This window comes from Bradyrhizobium sp. WBAH42 (assembly GCF_024585265.1).
Lineage (GTDB): Bacteria > Pseudomonadota > Alphaproteobacteria > Rhizobiales > Xanthobacteraceae > Bradyrhizobium.
The window spans coordinates 500,638-519,766 of the sequence record NZ_CP036533.1; the positions used below are offsets into that span (position 1 = coordinate 500,638).

General features: G+C 64.9%; 20 protein-coding genes. 9 read left to right on the forward strand and 11 right to left on the reverse strand.

The window, feature by feature from the left end; genetic code table 11:
* Window positions 1-11 precede the first annotated feature (11 nt).
* Window positions 12-758, reverse strand: coding sequence for a methyltransferase domain-containing protein (locus DCG74_RS02430; protein ID WP_172788310.1), 747 nt, complete (start codon window positions 756-758; stop codon window positions 12-14).
* Window positions 759-866: 108 nt separating this feature from the next.
* Here DCG74_RS02430 and gloB point away from each other — a divergent pair, with 108 nt between their 5' ends.
* Together gloB and DCG74_RS02440 are read left to right on the forward strand one after the other, a co-directional pair.
* Window positions 867-1,634 (forward strand): hydroxyacylglutathione hydrolase, encoded by a 768-nt coding sequence (gloB, locus tag DCG74_RS02435; protein ID WP_172788309.1) that lies wholly within the window; start codon window positions 867-869, stop codon window positions 1,632-1,634.
* A 23-nt stretch (window positions 1,635-1,657) separates the two neighbouring features.
* Window positions 1,658-2,080, forward strand: coding sequence for a cupin domain-containing protein (locus DCG74_RS02440; RefSeq protein WP_172788308.1), 423 nt, complete (start codon window positions 1,658-1,660; stop codon window positions 2,078-2,080).
* 7 nt (window positions 2,081-2,087) lie between these two features.
* Here DCG74_RS02440 and DCG74_RS02445 read toward each other — a convergent pair whose 3' ends face one another.
* The 3 genes from DCG74_RS02445 to DCG74_RS02455 form a co-directional block, all read right to left on the reverse strand.
* On the reverse strand, window positions 2,088-2,957 hold the full coding sequence (locus DCG74_RS02445; RefSeq protein WP_172788307.1) for a DMT family transporter: 870 nt from the start codon (window positions 2,955-2,957) through the stop codon (window positions 2,088-2,090).
* 142 nt (window positions 2,958-3,099) lie between these two features.
* Entirely contained in the window at window positions 3,100-3,825 is a 726-nt protein-coding gene (gene phbB, locus DCG74_RS02450) for an acetoacetyl-CoA reductase (RefSeq protein ID WP_172788306.1), read from the reverse strand.
* A gap of 242 nt (window positions 3,826-4,067) precedes the next feature.
* The gene (locus DCG74_RS02455; RefSeq protein WP_172788305.1) at window positions 4,068-5,246 is read right to left on the reverse strand and encodes an acetyl-CoA C-acetyltransferase; all 1,179 of its coding nucleotides are present in this window, start codon (window positions 5,244-5,246) and stop codon (window positions 4,068-4,070) included.
* Window positions 5,247-5,559: 313 nt separating this feature from the next.
* Between DCG74_RS02455 and phaR the strand changes: the two genes are divergently transcribed.
* Together phaR and DCG74_RS02465 are read left to right on the forward strand one after the other, a co-directional pair.
* Window positions 5,560-6,150, forward strand: coding sequence for a polyhydroxyalkanoate synthesis repressor PhaR (phaR, locus tag DCG74_RS02460; protein WP_172788304.1), 591 nt, complete (start codon window positions 5,560-5,562; stop codon window positions 6,148-6,150).
* A 42-nt stretch (window positions 6,151-6,192) separates the two neighbouring features.
* Window positions 6,193-6,813: a trans-aconitate 2-methyltransferase gene (locus DCG74_RS02465; RefSeq protein ID WP_172788303.1), complete on the forward strand. Its 621-nt coding sequence runs from the start codon at window positions 6,193-6,195 to the stop codon at window positions 6,811-6,813.
* A gap of 106 nt (window positions 6,814-6,919) precedes the next feature.
* Here the strand turns inward: DCG74_RS02465 and DCG74_RS02470 are convergent, their stop codons facing one another.
* A complete protein-coding gene (locus DCG74_RS02470) occupies window positions 6,920-7,807 on the reverse strand; it encodes a branched-chain amino acid aminotransferase (protein ID WP_172788302.1) in 888 nt (295 codons plus the stop codon).
* Between the two features lie 142 nt (window positions 7,808-7,949).
* Here DCG74_RS02470 and DCG74_RS02475 point away from each other — a divergent pair, with 142 nt between their 5' ends.
* The gene (locus DCG74_RS02475) at window positions 7,950-8,885 is read left to right on the forward strand and encodes an alpha/beta hydrolase (protein WP_172788301.1); all 936 of its coding nucleotides are present in this window, start codon (window positions 7,950-7,952) and stop codon (window positions 8,883-8,885) included.
* A gap of 11 nt (window positions 8,886-8,896) precedes the next feature.
* Here DCG74_RS02475 and DCG74_RS02480 read toward each other — a convergent pair whose 3' ends face one another.
* Window positions 8,897-9,142: a hypothetical protein gene (locus tag DCG74_RS02480; RefSeq protein ID WP_172788300.1), complete on the reverse strand. Its 246-nt coding sequence runs from the start codon at window positions 9,140-9,142 to the stop codon at window positions 8,897-8,899.
* 213 nt (window positions 9,143-9,355) lie between these two features.
* Here DCG74_RS02480 and DCG74_RS02485 point away from each other — a divergent pair, with 213 nt between their 5' ends.
* Together DCG74_RS02485 and DCG74_RS02490 are read left to right on the forward strand one after the other, a co-directional pair.
* Entirely contained in the window at window positions 9,356-10,228 is an 873-nt protein-coding gene (locus DCG74_RS02485; RefSeq protein WP_172788323.1) for a hypothetical protein, read from the forward strand.
* Between the two features lie 184 nt (window positions 10,229-10,412).
* The gene (locus tag DCG74_RS02490; protein WP_172788299.1) at window positions 10,413-11,996 is read left to right on the forward strand and encodes a sensor domain-containing diguanylate cyclase; all 1,584 of its coding nucleotides are present in this window, start codon (window positions 10,413-10,415) and stop codon (window positions 11,994-11,996) included.
* Window positions 11,997-12,012: 16 nt separating this feature from the next.
* Here DCG74_RS02490 and DCG74_RS02495 read toward each other — a convergent pair whose 3' ends face one another.
* Window positions 12,013-12,573 (reverse strand): carboxymuconolactone decarboxylase family protein, encoded by a 561-nt coding sequence (locus DCG74_RS02495; RefSeq protein ID WP_172788298.1) that lies wholly within the window; start codon window positions 12,571-12,573, stop codon window positions 12,013-12,015.
* Between the two features lie 112 nt (window positions 12,574-12,685).
* A complete protein-coding gene (locus DCG74_RS02500; protein WP_172788297.1) occupies window positions 12,686-13,846 on the reverse strand; it encodes a PLP-dependent cysteine synthase family protein in 1,161 nt (386 codons plus the stop codon).
* 183 nt (window positions 13,847-14,029) lie between these two features.
* Here DCG74_RS02500 and DCG74_RS02505 point away from each other — a divergent pair, with 183 nt between their 5' ends.
* The gene (locus DCG74_RS02505; protein WP_172788296.1) at window positions 14,030-14,428 is read left to right on the forward strand and encodes a hypothetical protein; all 399 of its coding nucleotides are present in this window, start codon (window positions 14,030-14,032) and stop codon (window positions 14,426-14,428) included.
* 12 nt (window positions 14,429-14,440) lie between these two features.
* Here DCG74_RS02505 and DCG74_RS02510 read toward each other — a convergent pair whose 3' ends face one another.
* Complete coding sequence (locus DCG74_RS02510; protein ID WP_036014765.1) at window positions 14,441-14,905, reverse strand: Lrp/AsnC family transcriptional regulator; 465 nt, start codon at window positions 14,903-14,905, stop codon at window positions 14,441-14,443.
* 157 nt (window positions 14,906-15,062) lie between these two features.
* On the opposite strand from DCG74_RS02510, the gene DCG74_RS02515 reads away from it, so the two are divergent.
* A complete protein-coding gene (locus DCG74_RS02515; RefSeq protein WP_172788295.1) occupies window positions 15,063-16,079 on the forward strand; it encodes a 1-aminocyclopropane-1-carboxylate deaminase in 1,017 nt (338 codons plus the stop codon).
* Window positions 16,080-16,259: 180 nt separating this feature from the next.
* On the opposite strand, the gene recQ is transcribed toward DCG74_RS02515, so the two are convergent.
* Entirely contained in the window at window positions 16,260-18,125 is a 1,866-nt protein-coding gene (gene recQ, locus DCG74_RS02520) for a DNA helicase RecQ (RefSeq protein ID WP_172788294.1), read from the reverse strand.
* A gap of 224 nt (window positions 18,126-18,349) precedes the next feature.
* Complete coding sequence (locus DCG74_RS02525; protein ID WP_172788293.1) at window positions 18,350-19,093, reverse strand: polysaccharide deacetylase family protein; 744 nt, start codon at window positions 19,091-19,093, stop codon at window positions 18,350-18,352.
* Window positions 19,094-19,129: the final 36 nt, after the last annotated feature.

Below are 19,129 nucleotides of genomic sequence, written 5' to 3' on the forward strand. Positions count from 1 at the left end.
CGCATCGCGCTTTAGCCGCGCGTCACCGTCGTCGAGGACGGCACCAGCACGGGCTTGGCGAGCGAGGGAATCAGCCGCGCCCGCTCGCGCTTGGCGGGGATCGCGCGGTAGACCTGCTTGGTCGCCTCCACGATGTGGACGCCGGCAAAGGGCAGCGACAGCGCGGCGCCGGCGCGCTCCCACATCTGGGCCGATTTCAGCACCCAGCCGCCGGCGTAGGGCGGCATGAACAGCGCCTCGCCCCAGGCGGTCGGCGTGAACCAGGTCTGGCGGAACAGCTCGGTGATCTGCGAGCGCGAATAGGGCCGGCCGTGACCGAACGGCGTGCTGTCGGTTCGGGTCCACACCCCGCGCCGGTTCGGAATCACCGCGATGACGCGTCCGGACGGCGACAGCACGCGCCACACCTCGCGCAGCAGCGCGGCCGGATCGTCCGACATCTCCACCGCGTGCACCAGGAGAATGCGGTCGACCGCCGCCTCGGGGAGCGGCAGTGAGAATTCGTCCACCAGCGAGGCCAGCGCCGGCCGTCCCGTCGGCCATTTCAGGACACCCTGGGCCGCCGGCATGAAGGCCAGGCAGCGCTCGGCGTCCTCGCGGAACAACCCCAGATAGGGTGTGGGATAGCCGATGCCGAGCACCCGCTGGCCCTCGGCGTTGGGCCAGCGCTGCCTGATGCCGCGATTGATCATTTGCCGCGCCACGATGCCGAGGCGGCGGGAATAGAACTCGCGGAGGTCGACGACGTCGATGGTCATGACAGCAATGTAACATGCGCGAGGGCGCCGCTGCGCGCGGAATATTGCATTGCCTGCGCAACGTTAACGCCATATTTGTCGGACGGGGCTGAGCGCGATGGAGATGACATGGCCGCCGAAATTCGTACTTTCACCTGTTTAAATGACAATTTCGGTTATCTGATCCACGATGTGGAAACCAAAGCGACGGCCTCGATCGACGCGCCGGAGGCCGGCCCGATCCTCAAGGCCCTGGAGCGCGAGGGCTGGCAGCTCACCGACATCCTGATCACCCATCATCATGGCGATCATGTCGGCGGGGTCGCCGAGCTCAAGCAGAAATACAATTGCCGCGTCGTCGCGCCGCACGACAAGACCACGAAGATCGCAAATGTCGACTTGCGCGTCGCCAATGCCGACGTGGTCAAGATCGGCAATCTGCTGGCGCGTGTCGTCGAGACGCCCGGCCATACGCTCGACCACATCTCCTACGTGTTCGACAACGAGAAGACGGTGTTCGCCGCCGACACGCTGTTCTCGATCGGCTGCGGACGCGTGTTCGAGGGCACCTATCCGATGATGTGGGATTCGCTGCTGAAGCTGCGCGCCCTGCCCGACGACTTCAAGCTCTATTGCGGCCACGAATACACGGCCTCCAACGTCAAGTTCGCGCTCACCATCGAGCCCGACAACGCGGCACTGCAGGCGCGCGCTGCGGAGGTGACGAAGCTCCGCGCCGAGAACCAGCCGACCATTCCTTCCCTGCTCGGTGAGGAGAAGCGCGCCAACGTCTTCCTGCGCGCCGACGAACCGGCGGTCGCGGCCAAGCTGCACATGAAGGGCGCGGATCCCGCTGCGGTGTTCGGCGAGCTGCGCGAGCGCAAGAACAAGTCCTGAAGCACACATCCCGACGAGGATCGATGCCGACCGCAGCCGAGATCATCGCACGCCTCGAGCTCCGCCCGCATCCCGAAGGCGGACATTATCGCGAGACGTTTCGCGACCAGAGCACGGACGCCAACGGGCGTTCGCGCTCGACTCTGATCTACTTCCTGCTCGCGCGCGGCGAGCGTTCGCATTGGCATCGCGTCGATGCAGTGGAGACGTGGCACTATTACGCCGGCAGCCCCTTGACGCTGCGCATTGCCCATGACGGCTGCTCGCAGCACGAGGTGCGGCTCGGCACCGACCTGATCGGCGGTGAGCGGCCGCAGGCGATCGTGCCTGCGCTGGCCTGGCAGATGGCGGAAACCACAGGCGAGTGGACGCTGGTCGGCTGCACCGTGGCGCCCGCTTTCGAGTTCGCGGGCTTCGAGCTCGCGCCGCCCAGCTGGGAGCCGTAGCTTCCAATCAGCGCTTCCGCAGCACCATGTCCTTGGCCGCGATCAGGCCGCCCCCGGCAATGAGGATCGCAGCAAGGGCGATGTTGGCGCTGGCCTTGGCGAAGCCGGCAGCGATGAGGAATCCTGTCGAGAGCAGCGGCGTCGCATAGGAGGCCGCGCCGAGCACGCGGATGTCGCCGCGCTTCATGCCGATGTCCCAGGCGTAGAAGGCGGCACCGACCGGGCCGATGCCGAGCGCGATGACCGAGAGCCATTGCAAGCCCGTCTCCGGCCAGACCGTAGTTTCAAGCAGGCCGTGCATCAGCGCGGCCAATATGGCCGTGGCAAGACAGAAGCCCGCGACCGCATCGGTCGGCACTGCTTTCAACCGGCGCGACAGCACCGAATAGGTCGCCCAGACGAACGCCGCGATGAAGGCTGCGATCAATCCCGGCACAGTTCCCGGGGCAAAGCCGGAGGTGTTGCCGGCGAACAGCAGCACGGTGCCGACGAGGCCGAGCACGGCGCCGATGATGTGGTGCGCCGCCAGCCGCTCGCCCGGCAGGAACGACGAGAACAGCACGATCAACAGCGGCCACAGGTAATTCAAGAGGCCCGCTTCCGCCGGAGGGGCGAAGCGCAGCGCGAGGAAATACAACGCGTGATAGCCGAACAGGCCGCCGACGCCGACGACCCAGACGACGAGCGGCTGCTTAAGGCTTTTCGCCGCCTCGCTCCGCCCGATCCAGGTCAGCAGACCGACGAGACCCCCGATCGCAAACGTCATCGCAGCGAGCTGAAACGCCGGGATCTTTCCGGTCGCCACCGTCATCACTGACAGCAGCGACCACATCAGGATCGCGGTCAAGCCGATCAGCGTGGCAGTGCGGGGAGTCATCGGCCCAATGTTTCCGTCATGGCCGGGCTTGTCCCTGCCATCCACGTTCTTCCGTGGCGACGGCTGTTGTAAGGCCGTGGATGCCCGGGACAAGCCCGGGCATGACGGTGTGGACAATATCAGCCGGCGTGATGCGATCGCATCACACCATGTACTGGCCGCCGTTGACTGACAGCGTCGAGCCGGTGATGGCACCGGCTTCATCCGCGGCGAGGAACACGACGGCGCGCGCGATCTCTTCGGGCTCACCGAGACGGCCGATCGGAATCAGCGGCAGGATCGCCTTCTCCAGCACGTCCTTCGGCACCGCCTGCACCATCTCGGTGTTGATGTAACCGGGGCAGATCGCGTTCACGGTCACGCCGCCCTTGGCGTTCTCCAGCGCCAGGGCCTTGGTGAACCCGATCTCGCCGGCTTTCGCCGCGGAATAATTGACCTGACCGAACTGCCCCTTCTGCCCGTTGATCGAGGAAATGTTGATGATGCGGCCGAACTTGCGCCCGCGCATGCCTTCGATCACCTGACGCGACATGTTGAACAGCGAGCCGAGATTGGTGCCGATCACGGCGTTCCATTGCTCGAGGCTCATCTTGTGGAAGGCGCCGTCCTTGGTGATGCCGGCATTGTTGACGAGCACGTCGACCGGGCCGACCTCGGCCTCGACCTTCTTCACGCCTTCGGCGCAGGCGTCGAAACTGCTGACGTCCCATTTGTAGACGGCAATGCCAGTCTCGGCCTTGAATTTCTCCGCCGCCGCATCGTTGCCGGCATAGCTTGCCGCGACCTTGTAGCCGGCCGCCTTCAGCGCCTTGCTGATCGCAGCTCCGATGCCCCGCGTACCACCCGTCACCAGTGCAACACGTGCCATGTCGTATTCCTTCCCTCTTCCTTGGACTCTTCGGACTTTTCTGACGTGATCGTTTTTAGCTAGGGATTATGCGGTTGGTTTGACGGACATCAAGAACAAAACGCCCGGCATCGAGCCGGGCGTTTCTCTTTAGTCGAGGCTTATCGGGTTGCGAAGAATATTTGATTTGCAACCGCTGCCTTTTTAGTCGCGTGCAACGCACGCGCTGACGTGTGCGGCGCACGCGTCAGCTGCGTGTAAGATCAGTCGCGCGCCACACACATGGCGATACCCATGCCGCCGCCGATGCACAGCGTGGCGAGGCCCTTCTTCGAATCGCGCTTCTGCATTTCGTGCAGCAGCGTCACCAGCACGCGTGCGCCGGATGCGCCGACCGGATGACCGATCGCGATCGCACCTCCGTTGACGTTGACCTTGGAAGTGTCCCAGCCGAGGTCCTTGTTGACGGCGCAGGCCTGTGCCGCGAAGGCTTCATTGGCCTCGATCAGATCGAGATCGCCGACGCTCCAGCCGGCCTTCTTCAGCGCGGCGCGCGAGGCCGGGATCGGGCCCGAGCCCATGATCTTCGGATCGACGCCGGCCTGCGCCCAGGACACGATCCGCGCGAGCGGCTTCTTGCCTTCCTTGGCGGCCTGCTTGGCGGTCATCAGCACCACGGCGGCGGCGCCGTCGTTGATGCCCGAGGCCGAGCCCGCGGTCACCGTGCCGTCCTTCTCGAAGGCGGGCTTGAGCTTGGCCATCGCGTCGATCGTTGCGCCATGGCGCGGATATTCGTCGGCGCTGACGACGACGTCACCCTTGCGGGTCTTGATGGTGACGGGAACGATTTCGTCGTTGAACTTGCCGGCCTTCTGCGCGGCCTCGGCCTTCTGCTGCGAGGCGACCGCGAACTCATCCTGCTGGGCGCGGGTGATCTGCCATTGCCGCGCGACGTTCTCGGCGGTGTTGCCCATGTGGTAGCCGTTGAATGCATCCCACAGGCCGTCCTTGATCATGGTGTCGACCAGCTCGAGGCCGCCCATCTTGACGCCGCCGCGCAGATGCTGGGCGTGCGGGGCCATGCTCATGGATTCCTGTCCGCCGGCGACCACGATCTCGGAATCGCCGTTGAGCAGCGCCTGATAGCCGAGCGCAACCGTGCGCAGGCCCGAGCCGCAAAGCTGGTTGACGCCCCAGGCCGGACTCTCCACCGGAATGCCGGCGGCGATCGACGCCTGGCGGGCCGGGTTCTGGCCCTGGGCGGCGGTCAGGATCTGGCCCATGATGACTTCGGAGACCCGGCCGGGCTCGATGCCGGCGCGCTCCAGCGCGGCCTTGATGGCAATGGCGCCGAGGTCATGGGCGGGAAGGGTCGCGAACGCTCCGTTGAAGCTTCCGACCGGGGTGCGGGCGGCGCTGACGATGACGACATCGTCTGACATGGGCATCTCCTGGGGCTTGAGGTTCTTGTGATGGGGGCAGGCGGGGCTGGAAAGCGATCGCCAGTCTCGTCAGCCATCCTGTTAACGTCGTTGAGGCATGTCAATCGGCTGGGCACCGAATTCATACCGCAGCGCATTCAAAATAGCGTTCTTGGCGTTTTCGCAAGCACGATCTTGCTCTGCAATTAACCGTGCCGCACAAAACGGTAGCGTGAGCCCTTTGAAAATGCTTATTTTGTTGCGTTGCGTACTCTTCCCGCCCTGCGGCATTGCCCGACAGGTTCCCGTTCTCCGCGTTTGCAAGTGAGAGCCCATGGCGAAATCAGACCAACCCACCACCATCAAGAAATACGCGAACCGCCGGCTCTATAACACCGGAACGAGCACCTATGTGACGCTGGAAGACCTCGCCGCCATGGTCAAGGACGGCGAAGATTTCCTGGTCTATGACGCCAAGACCGGCGACGACATCACCCGCTCCGTGCTCGCCCAGATCATCTTCGAGCAGGAGAACAAAGCCGGCCAGAACCTCTTGCCGACCACTTTCCTCCGCCAGCTGATCCGCTTCTATGGCGACAGCATGCAGATGGTGGTGCCGAAATATCTGGAGCAGTCGATCGCGACCCTGACCCAGGAGCAGGAGAAGTTCCGCAAGCAGATCGCCAATACGCTGTCCGGCACTCCTTTTGCTCCGTTGGAGGAGCAAGTCCGCCGCAACATGGAGCTGTTCCAGCAGACCTTCTCGATGTTCAAGCCGTTCGCTGCGCCCCGCCCGGCGACCACTCCCGAGCCGGAGCCCGATGCGAATGCCGAGGCGCCGAAGGACAGCAACATCGACGAGCTGCGCCAGCAGATGAAGGAAATGCAGGAGCGCCTCGAGCGGATGTCGAAGAAGGACGAATAGTCTTTCATTCACGCCGGCCCCCTGTATGCGGGAGGGCGAGCCATGTCTGACCGAAGCACCCATTGGGACCATGTCTACGCCACCAAGGGCGAGGCCGAGGTCAGCTGGTATCAGGATAGCCCCGCGATCTCGCTCGCGATGATTCGCGCAGCCGGCTCAGATCGTGACACGGCCATCATCGACATCGGCGGCGGCGCATCGCGGCTGGTCGATGCGCTGTTGCAGGACGGATATCGCGACGTCGCCGTCCTGGATCTTTCTGCCAATGCGCTCGAGGCGGCGAAGAAGCGCATCGGTCAGGCCGCTTCGACGGTCGACTGGATCGTTGCCGATGCCACGACATGGCATCCCGCCAGGACCTACGATGTCTGGCACGATCGCGCAGCGTTTCACTTCCTGACTGATCCGCGCGACAGGGCGGCTTACGTGGAGCGCCTGCGGTCGACGGTCAAGCCTGGCGGCCACGTCATCATTGCGACGTTTGCACCCGACGGCCCCGAGAAATGCAGCGGCTTGCCGGTGCAGCGCCATGACAGCGCGAGCCTTGCGGCGGAGCTCGGGCCGGACTTCGAGCTGGTCGAGACGCGAAGCGAGACGCATCACACGCCGTGGGGTTCGAGCCAGGCGTTTCAGTTCAGCCGGTTTCGGCGGCGCGGCTCGTGAGCGGCCACCAATTCGTCATTGCGAGCGCAGCGAAGCAATCCAGACTGCCGCCACGGAAGGACCCTCGATTGCTTCGCTGCGCTCGCAGCGACGGAGGGACTGGCTCCTATGCCGCCATCTTCACCGCATGCGCAAAGTCCCAGTAGAGCTTGCGCGCCTTGGTGTAGAACGGGCCCGGCTTCAGCTCGCGCTCGTCGATGCGGATCACGGGCGCGACCTTGGCGAAATTGCCGGTGGAGAAGATCTCGTCGGCGGCCAGAAAGTCGGCGTAGCGCAGCGTCTTCTCGACCACGGTGACGCCGTCGGCACGAAGCAGGCTGATGACGCGCTGGCGCGTGATGCCGTTGAGGAAGGTGCCGTTCGGCACCGGCGTGAACACCACGCCGTCCTTGGCCATGAACACGTTGGAATTGCCGAACTCGGCGACGTTGCCGAGCATGTCGAGCATCAGCGCGTTCTGGAAGCCGCGCGAAGCAGCTTCGGCGAGCGCGCGCGAATTGTTCGGGTAGAGGCAGGCGGCCTTGGCTTCGACCGGCGCGCATTCGGCCGTCGGCCTGCGGAACGGCGATAAGGTGATGGCGTTGCCGACGGGTTTTGGCATCGGCGCTTCATAGATGCACAGGCACCAATTGGTGGCCTCGGGGTCGAACAGCACGCCGCCGCCGCTTCCGTTCTGCGCCCAGTACATCGGACGGATATAGAGCTCGGCATTTGCGGCAAAGCGCGCGATGCCTTCGTTCGCGAGCGTCAGCCAGGCGTCGGTATCGACCACCGGCTTCAGGCCGAAATTGATCGCAGATCGATTGGCGCGGGCGACGTGACGGTCGAGATCGGGCGCAACACCCTCGAATGCGCGCGCGCCGTCGAACACAACGGACCCGAGCCAGGCCGCATGCGTGCGCGGGCCCATGATCGGAACATTGCCGTCGTGCCATTTGCCCTCGAAGAAGGTCCAGCTCGGCGAGTAGTCGATGGGCTTCTTGATCTCGGCCATGACCGGCCTCCCCTTGCAAAGATGCGGGCACTATTGTCCCAATTTCTAAACGATTTGCTGCGGGGCTAGCCACCCCTCTCTGGAGGAAAGGGTAAGACAGAGCAAACCTGCTATAATGCTGACCACGATATGGAGTGCCCCCATGCCGCTCGATCCGCTCGCAAAGCGTCTGTTGACCATGATGGCCGTGGCTGCGCCGCAGGCGCGGAGCCGGCCGAGCGTGGAGGAGCGGCGGCAATCGCTGACCAAGCTGATGCAGTTCGCCCGCGCCGAGGCGCCGGATGTGACGACCTCCGACGGCATGCTGCCAGGCCCCGGCGGCGAGTTGCCCTATCGCCTCTACACGCCGGCAGGCACTGAAGCGCCCGCACCGGGCTTCGTGTTCTTTCATGGCGGCGGGCTCGTCGCCGGCAGCATTGCCACGCATGAGCGCATCGCGGCGGCGTTGGCGCATGCCACCGGCTGCCGCCTCGTGTCGGTCGACTATCGGCTCGCGCCGGAGCACAGGTTCCCCGCAGCCGTCGAGGACGCGATCGCCGCCGCCGAATGGGTGGCGCGCGAGGCGGCATCGCTCGGCATCGACGCTGACCGCCTTGTCATCGGCGGCGATTCCGCCGGCGCCACACTCGCGGCGATCGTCTGCCAGAATGCGGCGCAGACCGCCGGCCTCTCCATCGCCGCCCAGTGCCTGATCTGTCCGGTGCTGGATTTCGAGGAGACCTCGCCTTCGCGCGAGGCCTTTGCCGAGGGCCATCTGATCGATCGCGTCACGATCGAAGCCGATCTTTCCGATTATCTGCCTGACGGCAGGGATACTGCCGATCCCCGCGTCTCTCCGTTGCGCGCGACACGCCTCACGGGCCTGCCGACCGCGATCATCCACACCGCCGAGTACGACCCGATGCGCGATGAGGGCAATGCCTATGCGCGCAAGCTGCTCGCCGCGGGGGTGGCGGTCGAGCATGTCTGCCACGAGGGGATGGTCCACAATTTCCACGCCATGGGCGCAATCCTGCCGCAGTCACAACTCGTGCTGTCGCAAATCGGCGAACAGGTGCGGCGGGCGGTGAAAAGGTGAGAGCGCTTTGATCACGCGCGCGCGCCGATCACCGCGCGCGCTGCCCCGACATATTCCGGCCAGTGCGTGTCCGCGTAACGCTCCGCCTGCCATGCGCAGGTGAGGTCGGGCGCATGCGCCGCCGCAATCGTGCGCGCGAAGCGCTCCTCCGCAACCGTCACTTCGCCGGGCTCGGCCGTGGGTACAGCCGCCGCAGCAGTCGGAGCAACGGCGAGCCCCGCCAGACCGGTGAGCAGGATGCGGCGTGACGTGTTCATGGCTGTCTCCTCCATTGTTCGGCCAGCACAGTGGCGGGCGAGTGTGTCAGTGCGATCACGGCAGGGTAACCGCACATATCCACGCCGTCCATCGCCTGCGGATAGCGCTTGACCAAGCGAGCGATCACGTTCCATCTAACAACGGTCTTGCCCCCAAATCGCCACGCGTCGGACCGTCACGTGCCTCTTCGCAGCCAACCCCGTTGTCCGGCATTGCGCGCTGCCGCGGCGGGATTGCTGTGTCTGGCGATCCCGGCTGGCGGCGCCTTCGCCGCCGACGATGAGGAGGACGAGCCCGCAAAGCCGACCGGCCCGAACATCTATCTCGACCTCCGCACCATCTCTGCGACGATCCCCGCAGGCACGCTCGCGCTCGGCTTCGGCAATACCTCGCTGTCGGCCGCATTCCAAGCCCTGGCGGCGCAACGAGGCACGACGCTGCCGAACGGACTGCCGGCCGCGAAATCGATTGCGATCGACCTGCCGCTGACCGTCGACGTCAGCGACCGCGTTTCGCTCTACGGCGGCGTATCCGGTACGACGACGGATATCGGCGGCGGCTGGTCGTCCTTCGACATCACGAGCTGGAACGTCGGCGTGCAGGCCGATCTCTACCAGCAGAATGGCGGCAAGATCCCGACCATCACGCTGCAATCGACGCTGACGCAGTCGGTGCCGAACGAGCAGGGCATGACGAATTCCTTCAATAACATCCTGGAATTCGACTACGCGCTCGACGAGGACGAGACGCGGGGCTGGCTGGCCGGCGTGCAATATACCTACACCACCGTTGCCAGCCCGTTCGCCAGTATCCGGCCGAACACGATCCTCTATGCAGGCGGCTATTACCAATGGCCGAGCAACTGGAAGTTCACCGGGCGCCTCGGCATCCAGTCGTTCGCCGGTGCCCAGCTCGCGGGCCGGACGCTCGCGGAATCCTTCACCCAGCCGGTCCTGCGGCTCGACCTCGATCGCATGGACGACAACGACAACCGCCTGTTCGGCATCACCGCGCAGATCGCCTGGATGCCGAAGCCGTCGTACCAGCTGACGTTGCGAACGCCGCTCTATGCGGTGCGCAACTGACTGCATTCGCAAGTAATTTTCGCTCAGGCGCGGCGGCAGCGCTTGACCGGCCGGACAGCATTCCGCATCGCCGTCAACCGATCATTAATCCTCATTTCGGAACATCGATTGCGTTACATCGCCGCAAAGAAGCTTGCGCGAAACTACCCCGGCTCTTCGGTCGTGTTCGCTTTGGAGGCCGCGAATGTCCCGCTTGGTTTCGGAACGGACGTTCCTTGCTGGGAAGATCTTTTTCAATTTCGGCCAGTCGTCGATCGATTGCGTGGTACGCCGTCTGACCGAGGAGGCCGCGACGCTCGAGATGGAGAGTGGCCTGGGCGTACCCGAGCGCTTCCAGCTCCGGCTCGCGGGGCGCGAGATCCTGACCTGCCGCGTGATCTGGCGATCGGACCGTCAGGCCGGCGTCGCCTTCGAGCAGCCGAACGCCGTCGAGCACCCGGCCGGCGACGGGCAGGGACGATCGCCCGATGCGCTGATGCGCGGCCAGATGCTCGCGCTTCGTGCGGCCCTCGATCACGTGCCAACCGGCATCGTGCTGCTCGATGCCAACCTCAGGGCGCGCCTGATCAACCGGTCGTTCCGCCAGATGTGGCACCTGCCCGACGAGGTTGCCGACAGCAATCCATCCATTCTCACCCTGCTGCATCACGGGCGCGATACCGGCGCCTATGAGGTGCCGGACCCGGACCTCGATGCACTGATAGCGGAGCGCGTGCGTGTGATCGAGTCGGGCGATCCAACCCCAATCGACGTGCGCCGAACCAATGGCGATGTCGTACGCGTTCAGGTCACGCCGCTGCCCGACGGTGGGCGCATGCTGACCTATACGCCCGTCACCGATATCGTGCGCACCTCCGACGAGTTGAAGCTGCTGCGGGATGCGCTGGAGAATGTCCAGGACGGCGTTTTGCTGCTCGATGCCGACCTGCACGCCACCTTCATGAACCGGCGGATGCGGCGGTTCTGGGAGGTCGGCGAAGACGAGGCGGCGAGCCGCCCGGCCTATTCCTCGCTGGTCCGACGTCTGCATCGCGCCAGCGCGCCCAATCTTCCGAACAGCGAGCTCGCGAAGTTTCCGGCGCGGCGTGTCGAGGAGGTCAAGGCCGGCGATCACGTACGCGACCTGCAGACGCCGGACGGACGCCGCATCCGGGCCCATTGCACCACGATGGCGAATGGCGGGCGCATGCTGACCTATGTCGACATCACCGATCTGACGCAAAAGGCCGCAATGCTGGAGACGCTCGCCACCACCGATCCGCTCACCGGCCTCCACAATCGCCGCCACTTCCTCGACAACCTCGAAGCGGAATGGAGTCGCTTTCAACGCTATTATCGCTCTGTCTCCGTGTTGATGCTCGACATCGATCACTTCAAGTCGGTCAACGATCGTCACGGTCATGCCGTGGGCGATGCCGCGATCAAGGCGGTTGCGGCCGCCTGCCTTGACGGCAAGCGGAAATCGGACATCGTCGGCCGTCTCGGCGGCGAGGAATTTGCCGTGCTGCTGCCCGAAACCAGCCTGTCCAGGGCGAGAACGGTAGCCGAGCGCATCCGCAAGCGCGTGATGAGCACGCAGGTCTTTGCCGACAAGGTGCAGTTCGGTGTCACCGTTAGCATCGGCATTGCCGAGGCCACCGTCAGCATGTCCGGCATCGATGCGCTGATGGTCGCGGCCGATCATGCCCTCTACCAGGCCAAGGCCGAGGGCCGCAACCGCTGCATAGCCTGGATGCCCCCGCCCCCTGCAAACAAGGCGGCGGAGTGACGGCAGCAGTTGCCGTCTACTCGGGCACCGGCACGTCGAACGTGTTGAGCGTGACCGAGACCATGCAGTAGACGCCGACGAGATAGGACAGTTCGGCCGCACCGTGCTCGCCGAATTCCTTCACGGCCGCACGATAAGTCAGCTCGGGCAGCACGCCGCCGCTTACCAGGGCCGAGGCCATGTCGTAGGCGACTGCCTCCTGCTTGGTGAGATCGACCGGCCGCTGGCCGGCGACGATGGTCGCGAGCTTCTCGTCGGAGAGGCCACGCTGCTCGGCCACCAGCACATGGGCATAGAGCTCGTAACCGGAGCGGAAATGCGAGCCGGTGACGAGGATCGCGACCTCGCGCACCGGCGCGGGCAGCAGCGGGTTCGACGCAATCGCCTTGACCAGCTCCCACACCGGCTTGCCGAAGCGCGGCTCGCGGATCCAGGGATTCCAGGGCCCGAGCAGCGCGCCGTCCTCGCGCATGTTCACAAAGCCCTTGAAGTGGTCCTTGATGCCGGCCTGCATGTCGTCATAGAGCGGCTTCTGCTCAGCACTCAGGTCTTTCGGATCGAGAATGGGAAGGCGCACGGCGGGATCTCCTCATTGAGAAGAGGCAACCGTCACCCGCAGGAGATCGCAAGGCAAGTGAAGTTGCCGTGACGACCTTGCCCTTTCGCAAATCCCAGGGAGATCTCGGCTATCACGCCGTGGGGCCTGGCACGCTTTGCGGATTGACGACATCGTCGACGTCCAGCGCCAGTGGCTCACCTGTGGTGAGGAACGACGACAGCGCCGCTTCGAACGGCGCCGGATCGAGACCGCGTGCGGCGAGCCAAGCGGGCTCGTAATAGGTCTGACGATAGCGCTCGCCGGAATCGCAGATCAGCGTCACCAGCGATCCCGTGACGTTGGCCTGGCGCATCTCCGAGGCGAGCCGGCACAACGCCAGGAAGTTGGTGCCGGTGGAGCCGCCGACCGGGCGGCGCAGCCGGCGCGACAGCACGTTCATCGCCGCGATCGTCGCCGCATCCGGGATCTTCATCATGCGGTCGACCACGCCGGGCACGAAGGACGGCTCGCAGCGGGGACGACCGACGCCTTCGATCAGCGACGGGCGGTCGCAGACACGCGAGCGGTCCTGCGTGCGGAAGCAGTCGAAGAAGGCGGAATGCTCGACATCGGCGACGCACAGCCGCGTCGGATATTGCCGATAGCGTAGATAACGTCCGATGGTGGCCGAGGTGCCGCCGGTGCCGGCGCCCATCACGATCCAGTCCGGCAGCGGGCGCGGCTCGCCCTGCAACTGCGTGAAGATCGATTCGGCGATGTTGTTGTTGCCGCGCCAGTCGGTGGCGCGCTCGGCGAAGGTGAACTGGTCCATGTAATGGCCGTCGAGCCGGGCGGCGAGCGCGGCGGCTTCCGCATAGAGCGCGCGGCCATCGTCGATCAAATGGCAATTGCCGCCATAATGCTCGATCGCGGCGATCTTCTCCGCCGACGTCGTGCGCGGCATCACGGCATAGAAGGGCACGCCGATCATTTCTGCGAAATAGGCCTCCGACACCGCCGTCGATCCCGACGAGGCCTCGACCACGGGCGTGCCTTCGCGGATGTGGCCGTTGCAGAGCGCGTACAGAAACAGCGAGCGCGCGAGGCGATGCTTCAGGCTGCCGGTCGGATGCGTGGACTCATCCTTCAGATAGATGTCGATGCCCGATAGCGCCGGCACGATCAGCCGGATCAGATGCGTGTCGGCGGTGCGGCACTGGTCGGCCTCGATCGCGGCCACGGCCTCGTCGACCCAGCCGCGCCGATAGGCCGGCCCGGCCGGATTGTGCTGGCGGAAGGGGAATGTCTGCATCGCATGAATCTCTCATGACACGGATCGCGCATCAAGTGCGCTGAATAACGCTCCTGCTCGAAACTCCAGCGGCGAGGCTCGCGTGTGGTGCGCTAGGCAAGTGAAGCTTCCGGGACGGCCGAGGTGGCTTGGCAGAACGACTGCGATATGCTGACATTGCCGTGATGCTGGGGGGCTCACGGAATGAAATTTGAAGCCTGGATCGCGACGCTGGGCCTACTCTGCGCAACAGTCGGACCAGCATGTGCGATGCAGTTCGATCGAACGGTCCCCTCCGGAGCGATGGTCAGAATGCATCACTACCGCTCGTGGGGACCGAACTGCGAGGGCAATGGCGGCGTGGTGAGGCTGCTGACCAAGCCGCAGCACGGCAAGCTGACGACGCGCACCGTGGACTCGCGCATCGAGATTAACCGCTTCGCCCGCGGCGGCGGCACGCCGTGCACCGGACGGCCGATCAAGGCCTTTGAGGTCAATTACCGATCGAATCCGGGCTACCACGGCCCGGATAGTTTCACCATCGAGATGATCACCGGCAGGGGCAGCCGCGACGTCGATACCTATTCGATCACCGTCCAATAGCGGCACGCCAGCTCAAAATTCCAGCGGCGCATTGTCGACGACTTCCTTCATCACGAAGAAGGTGCGGGTCTGGCGCACGCCGGGGAGCGCAATCAGCTGCTCGCCGTGGATGCGGTTGAAATCCTCCATGTCGCCGACGCGGATCTTGAGGAAGTAGTCGAAGTCGCCGGCGACGAGGTGGCAGTCGAGCACGAATTTCAGTTTTGCGACGGCCTGCTCGAAGGTGGCAAAGCTCTCCGGCGTGGAGCGGTCGAGCACGACGCCAACCATCACCAGCGTGCCCTTGGCCACTTTCTTCGGCGCGACCATGGCGCGGACAGTGGCGATGAAGCCGTCCTCGAACAGGCGCTGGGTGCGGCGATGGCACGTGGCGGGGCTGATCGCGACCGTTTCGGCCAGCTCGGCATTGCTGAGCCGGCCGTTATTCTGCAGCAATCTCAAGATCTTAAGGTCGGTGCGGTCGAGCCGGGCAGCCATGAAAGGAACTTCCACAAATGTGAACTAATCTGGAAGGAATATTAGCTACCAGCGCCATTTCGCAAGAAGCTGCGCATTATTGGCGCAATATTCGAGAGCACATTTTCCCGACATGATGCTAGGGAGCCGCCAACACCAACGCCACTCGGGATGACCCATGAAGCTGGACAAATTTCCGCGCTATCCGTTGACCTTCGGCCCGACGCCCATCGAGAAGCTGGAGCGGCTGTCAAAACATCTCGGCGGCAATGTCGAGATCTATGCCAAGCGCGAGGACTGCAATTCCGGTCTCGCCTATGGCGGCAACAAGCTGCGCAAGCTCGAATACATCATTCCCGATGCGATCGCCTCCAATGCCGATACGCTGGTCTCGATCGGCGGCGTGCAATCCAACCACACCCGCATGATCGCGGCCGTCGCGGCCAAGCTCGGCATGAAGTGCCGCCTGGTGCAGGAAGCCTGGGTGCCGCACGAGGACGCCGTCTATGACCGCGTCGGCAACATCATGCTCTCGCGCATCATGGGCGCCGACGTGCGCCTGGTCGACGACGGCTTCGACATCGGCATCCGCAAGAGCTGGGAGCAGGCGATCGAGGAAGTAAAGGCCGCAGGCGGCAAGCCCTACGCCATTCCCGCCGGCGCCTCCGTGCACAAATATGGCGGCCTCGGCTATGTCGGCTTCGCCGAGGAGGTGCGCAAGCAGGAAGCCGAACTCGGCTTCAAGTTCGACTACATCATCGTCTGCACCGTCACCGGCTCCACCCACGCCGGCATGCTGGTCGGGTTTGCGGCGGACGGCCGTGCGCGAAAGGTGATCGGCATCGACGGCTCGTTCACGCCGGCGCAGACGAAAGCACAGGTGCTCTCGATCGCGCAGAACACGGCCAAGCTGGTCGAGCTCGGCAAGGAGATCGTCGCGGACGACGTCGTGCTGATCGAGGATTACGCCTATCCCGCCTATGGCGTGCCGTCGGAAGAGACCAAGGAGGCCATCCGCCTCACCGCGCGCCTCGAAGCCATGATCACCGACCCCGTCTACGAGGGCAAGTCGATGCAGGGCCTGATCGATCTCACGAAGAAGGGCTATTTCGAGAAGGGCGCGAAGATCCTCTACGCCCATCTCGGCGGCGCGCCGGCGCTAAACGGCTACGGCTACGCGTTCCGGAACGGCTAGCTCCTCTGTCGTCCCGGGGCGCGACGAAGTCGCGAGCCCCGGGACCCATAGCCCCAGGAAGATGTTTGGCGAAGACTCGTGGTGACTAGCTTGCCGTAGCCACATCCGCTTGTGGTTATGGATTCCGGGCTCGCCACTTCGTCGCGCCCCGGGATGACGGCGGAGTTTTCGTGGCGCGCCCTACCTCGTCCTCACGATCTGCAGCAGCTCGTCGCCGTAATGCTCGAGCTTCTTGTCGCCGATCCCCGGCACGTTGCGAAGCTCGTCCAGCGTCGTCGGCCAGGCCCGGACGATGCCGTCGATCGTTGCATCGTGCAGCACCACATAGGCCGGCACGCCGCGTTCGCGCGCGACCTCTGAGCGCCAGGCGCGCAGGCGCGCGCGCAATTCAGGGTCGACGTCGCCTTGCGGCGCGCTGGCCGCGGGCGCGAGGTCGCCGCGTCGCGACTTCGTGCGGCTGGCACGAACACGCGTGCCGGGCGCCTCCTCGCGCAGCCAGACCTCGGTCTCGCCGCGCAGCACCCCGCGCGAGGACTCCGTCAGCTTCAGCGCGCCGTAGGCTTCGCTGTCGCTCTGCAAATGGCCCATTGCCACCAATTGCCGCAGCACCGTGCGCCACTGCTTCTCGTTGAGCTCGCGGCCAACGCCGAACACCGACAGCTTGTCGTGACCGAACTGCGTGACCTTCTCGGTCAGGCGTCCGATCAGCACGTCGATCAAATGCATGGCGCCAAAGCGTTGCCCGGTGCGATAGACGCAGGACAACAGCTTCTGCGCCAGCACCTTGCCGTCGCGCATCTTCGGCGGCGTCAGGCAATTGTCGCAATTGCCGCAGCTCTCGCCCATCACGATCTCGCCGAAATAAGCGAGCAGGCGCCGGCGCCGGCAATGCGGCGTCTCGGCGAGGCCGACCAGCGCGTCGAGCTTGCCGATCGAGACCCGCTTGAAATCCTCCGATCCCGCTGACTCGTCGATCATGCGGCGCTGCTGCACGATGTCGGAGAGGCCATAGGCCATCCATGCCGCCGACGGCTTGCCGTCACGGCCGGCGCGCCCGGTCTCCTGGTAATAGGCCTCGATGCTCTTGGGCAGGTCGAGATGGGCCACGAAGCGCACGTCGGGTTTGTCGATGCCCATGCCGAAGGCGATGGTCGCGACGATGACGATGCCGTCCTCGTTGAGGAAGCGGTCCTGGTTGCGCGAGCGAACGCTGCCGTCGAGCCCGGCGTGGTAGGGCAGCGCTGCAATGCCGGCCTCGGCAAGCGCAGCGGCGACCTCCTCGACACGGTTGCGCGACAGGCAATAGACCACGCCCGCATCGCCCATGTGGCGCTCGCGGATGAATTCCTTCAGCTGCGACACCGCATTGCGCTTGTCGACGATCTCGTAGCGGATGTTGGGCCGGTCGAAGCTGGAGACGAACTGCGGCGCGCCCGTCAGCTGAAGCCGGTCGACGATCTCTTTGCGCGTCAGCTCATCGGCGGTCGCGGTCAGCGCGATCCGCGGCACGTCGGGAAAGCGCTCAGCGATGACGGAAAGGCCGACATATTCAGGCCGGAAGTCGTGGCCCCATTGCGAGACGCAATGCGCCTCGTCGATCGCAAACAACGCCACCTTCGCCTGCGCCAGCAGCGACAGGCAGCGCGGCGTGACCAGCCGTTCCGGTGCGACATAGAGCAGGTCGAGATCGCCGGCGAGCAGGCGGCGTTCGATGTCGGACGCCTCCTGCGGCGTCAGCGACGAGTTCAGCGCGGCGGCATTGACGCCGGCCTCGATCAGGCCTGCGACCTGGTCGCGCATTAAGGCGATCAACGGCGAGACCACGATGCCGCAGCCTTCGCGCAGCAGGGATGGCAGCTGATAGCACAGCGATTTGCCGCCGCCGGTCGGCATCAACACCAGGCAATTGCCGCCGTCGGTGACGTGGCGGATGATCTCGCCCTGCGCGCCGCGAAATCCCGGCAGGCCGAACACCGAATGCAGCACCGACAGCGCGTCGCGGCCGTTGGTCGGCGCAGGCAGCGGGGCGTGGGACGGAGCAGACATGGGCGGAGCAGATCAGGCCGTGAGATTCGTCACAAGGCCAGTCGCATGCTGGCGTCGGCGTGGCAAGACTGTTTGCGGGGCAACGCTGCTTGTTCTCCCTCTCCCCGTTCTTACGGGGTGAGGGGCCTCTCTCCGCGCATGAGAATGCCGATGGGCCTGTACCCCCTCACCCGGATCGCAAGAGCGATCCGACCTCTCCCCGCAAGCGGGGAGAGGTGAAAAAGCTACGCCCCGATCCGCCGCAGCGCTTCTGCGACGGTCACGATCGGCATGTTGCGCTTGGCGGCGGCTTCGAGCGCGTGACGCATCAGATGCGGCGTGCAGCCATAGGGGCTCGGCCTGTCGGTGACGTCGTGGCCGTAGAAGATCAGCCAGCCGCCGCTCGCGACCGCCTCGTCGAAATAGCGATCGACCCCCGCCTTGTCGATCTCGCAATCGACCAAAGGCGAGGCGCGCAGAAATTGGAGGTCGATGATGCCGCTATTGACGCCGGGAAGAATGCCGCGCGCGGAACGGAAGGCTTTTGCCAGCTGCGGCTTGCGCCACACCGAGGCGATGCCATAGGGATAGGCGAAATTCTGCAGCGTGATCGAGGCATCGATGCCGTGGAGATGGCTGCGGTTTCGTTCGATCTCGCGCGCCATCGCGGCCTCGTCGAGCGTGGCCGAGCTCTGATGCGAGAAGGTGTGGCAGGCGATCTCGTGCCCGGCGCGGTGGAGCCGGACGATGGCGTCATCCGACAGGCCATGCCAATGCTCCGACGGCTGACCGATCAGGCTGCCGGCGAGGTAATAAGTGCCGCGGCCGCCATGTTGCTCCAGAAGCTCGGCGCCCTCGCCTGCGGCGCTATCGGGGGCGTCGTCGAACGTGAAGCTCACCATCGGCGCATGCGCAGGCAGCCGGTGCGGCGCGGCGCGGAAATGCCGGGCCAGCCGATTGATCACGCGTCCCTGGAGTGCCGACCACACGACTGCGTTTCCCGTGATGCCCTCTTGCTCTACTGA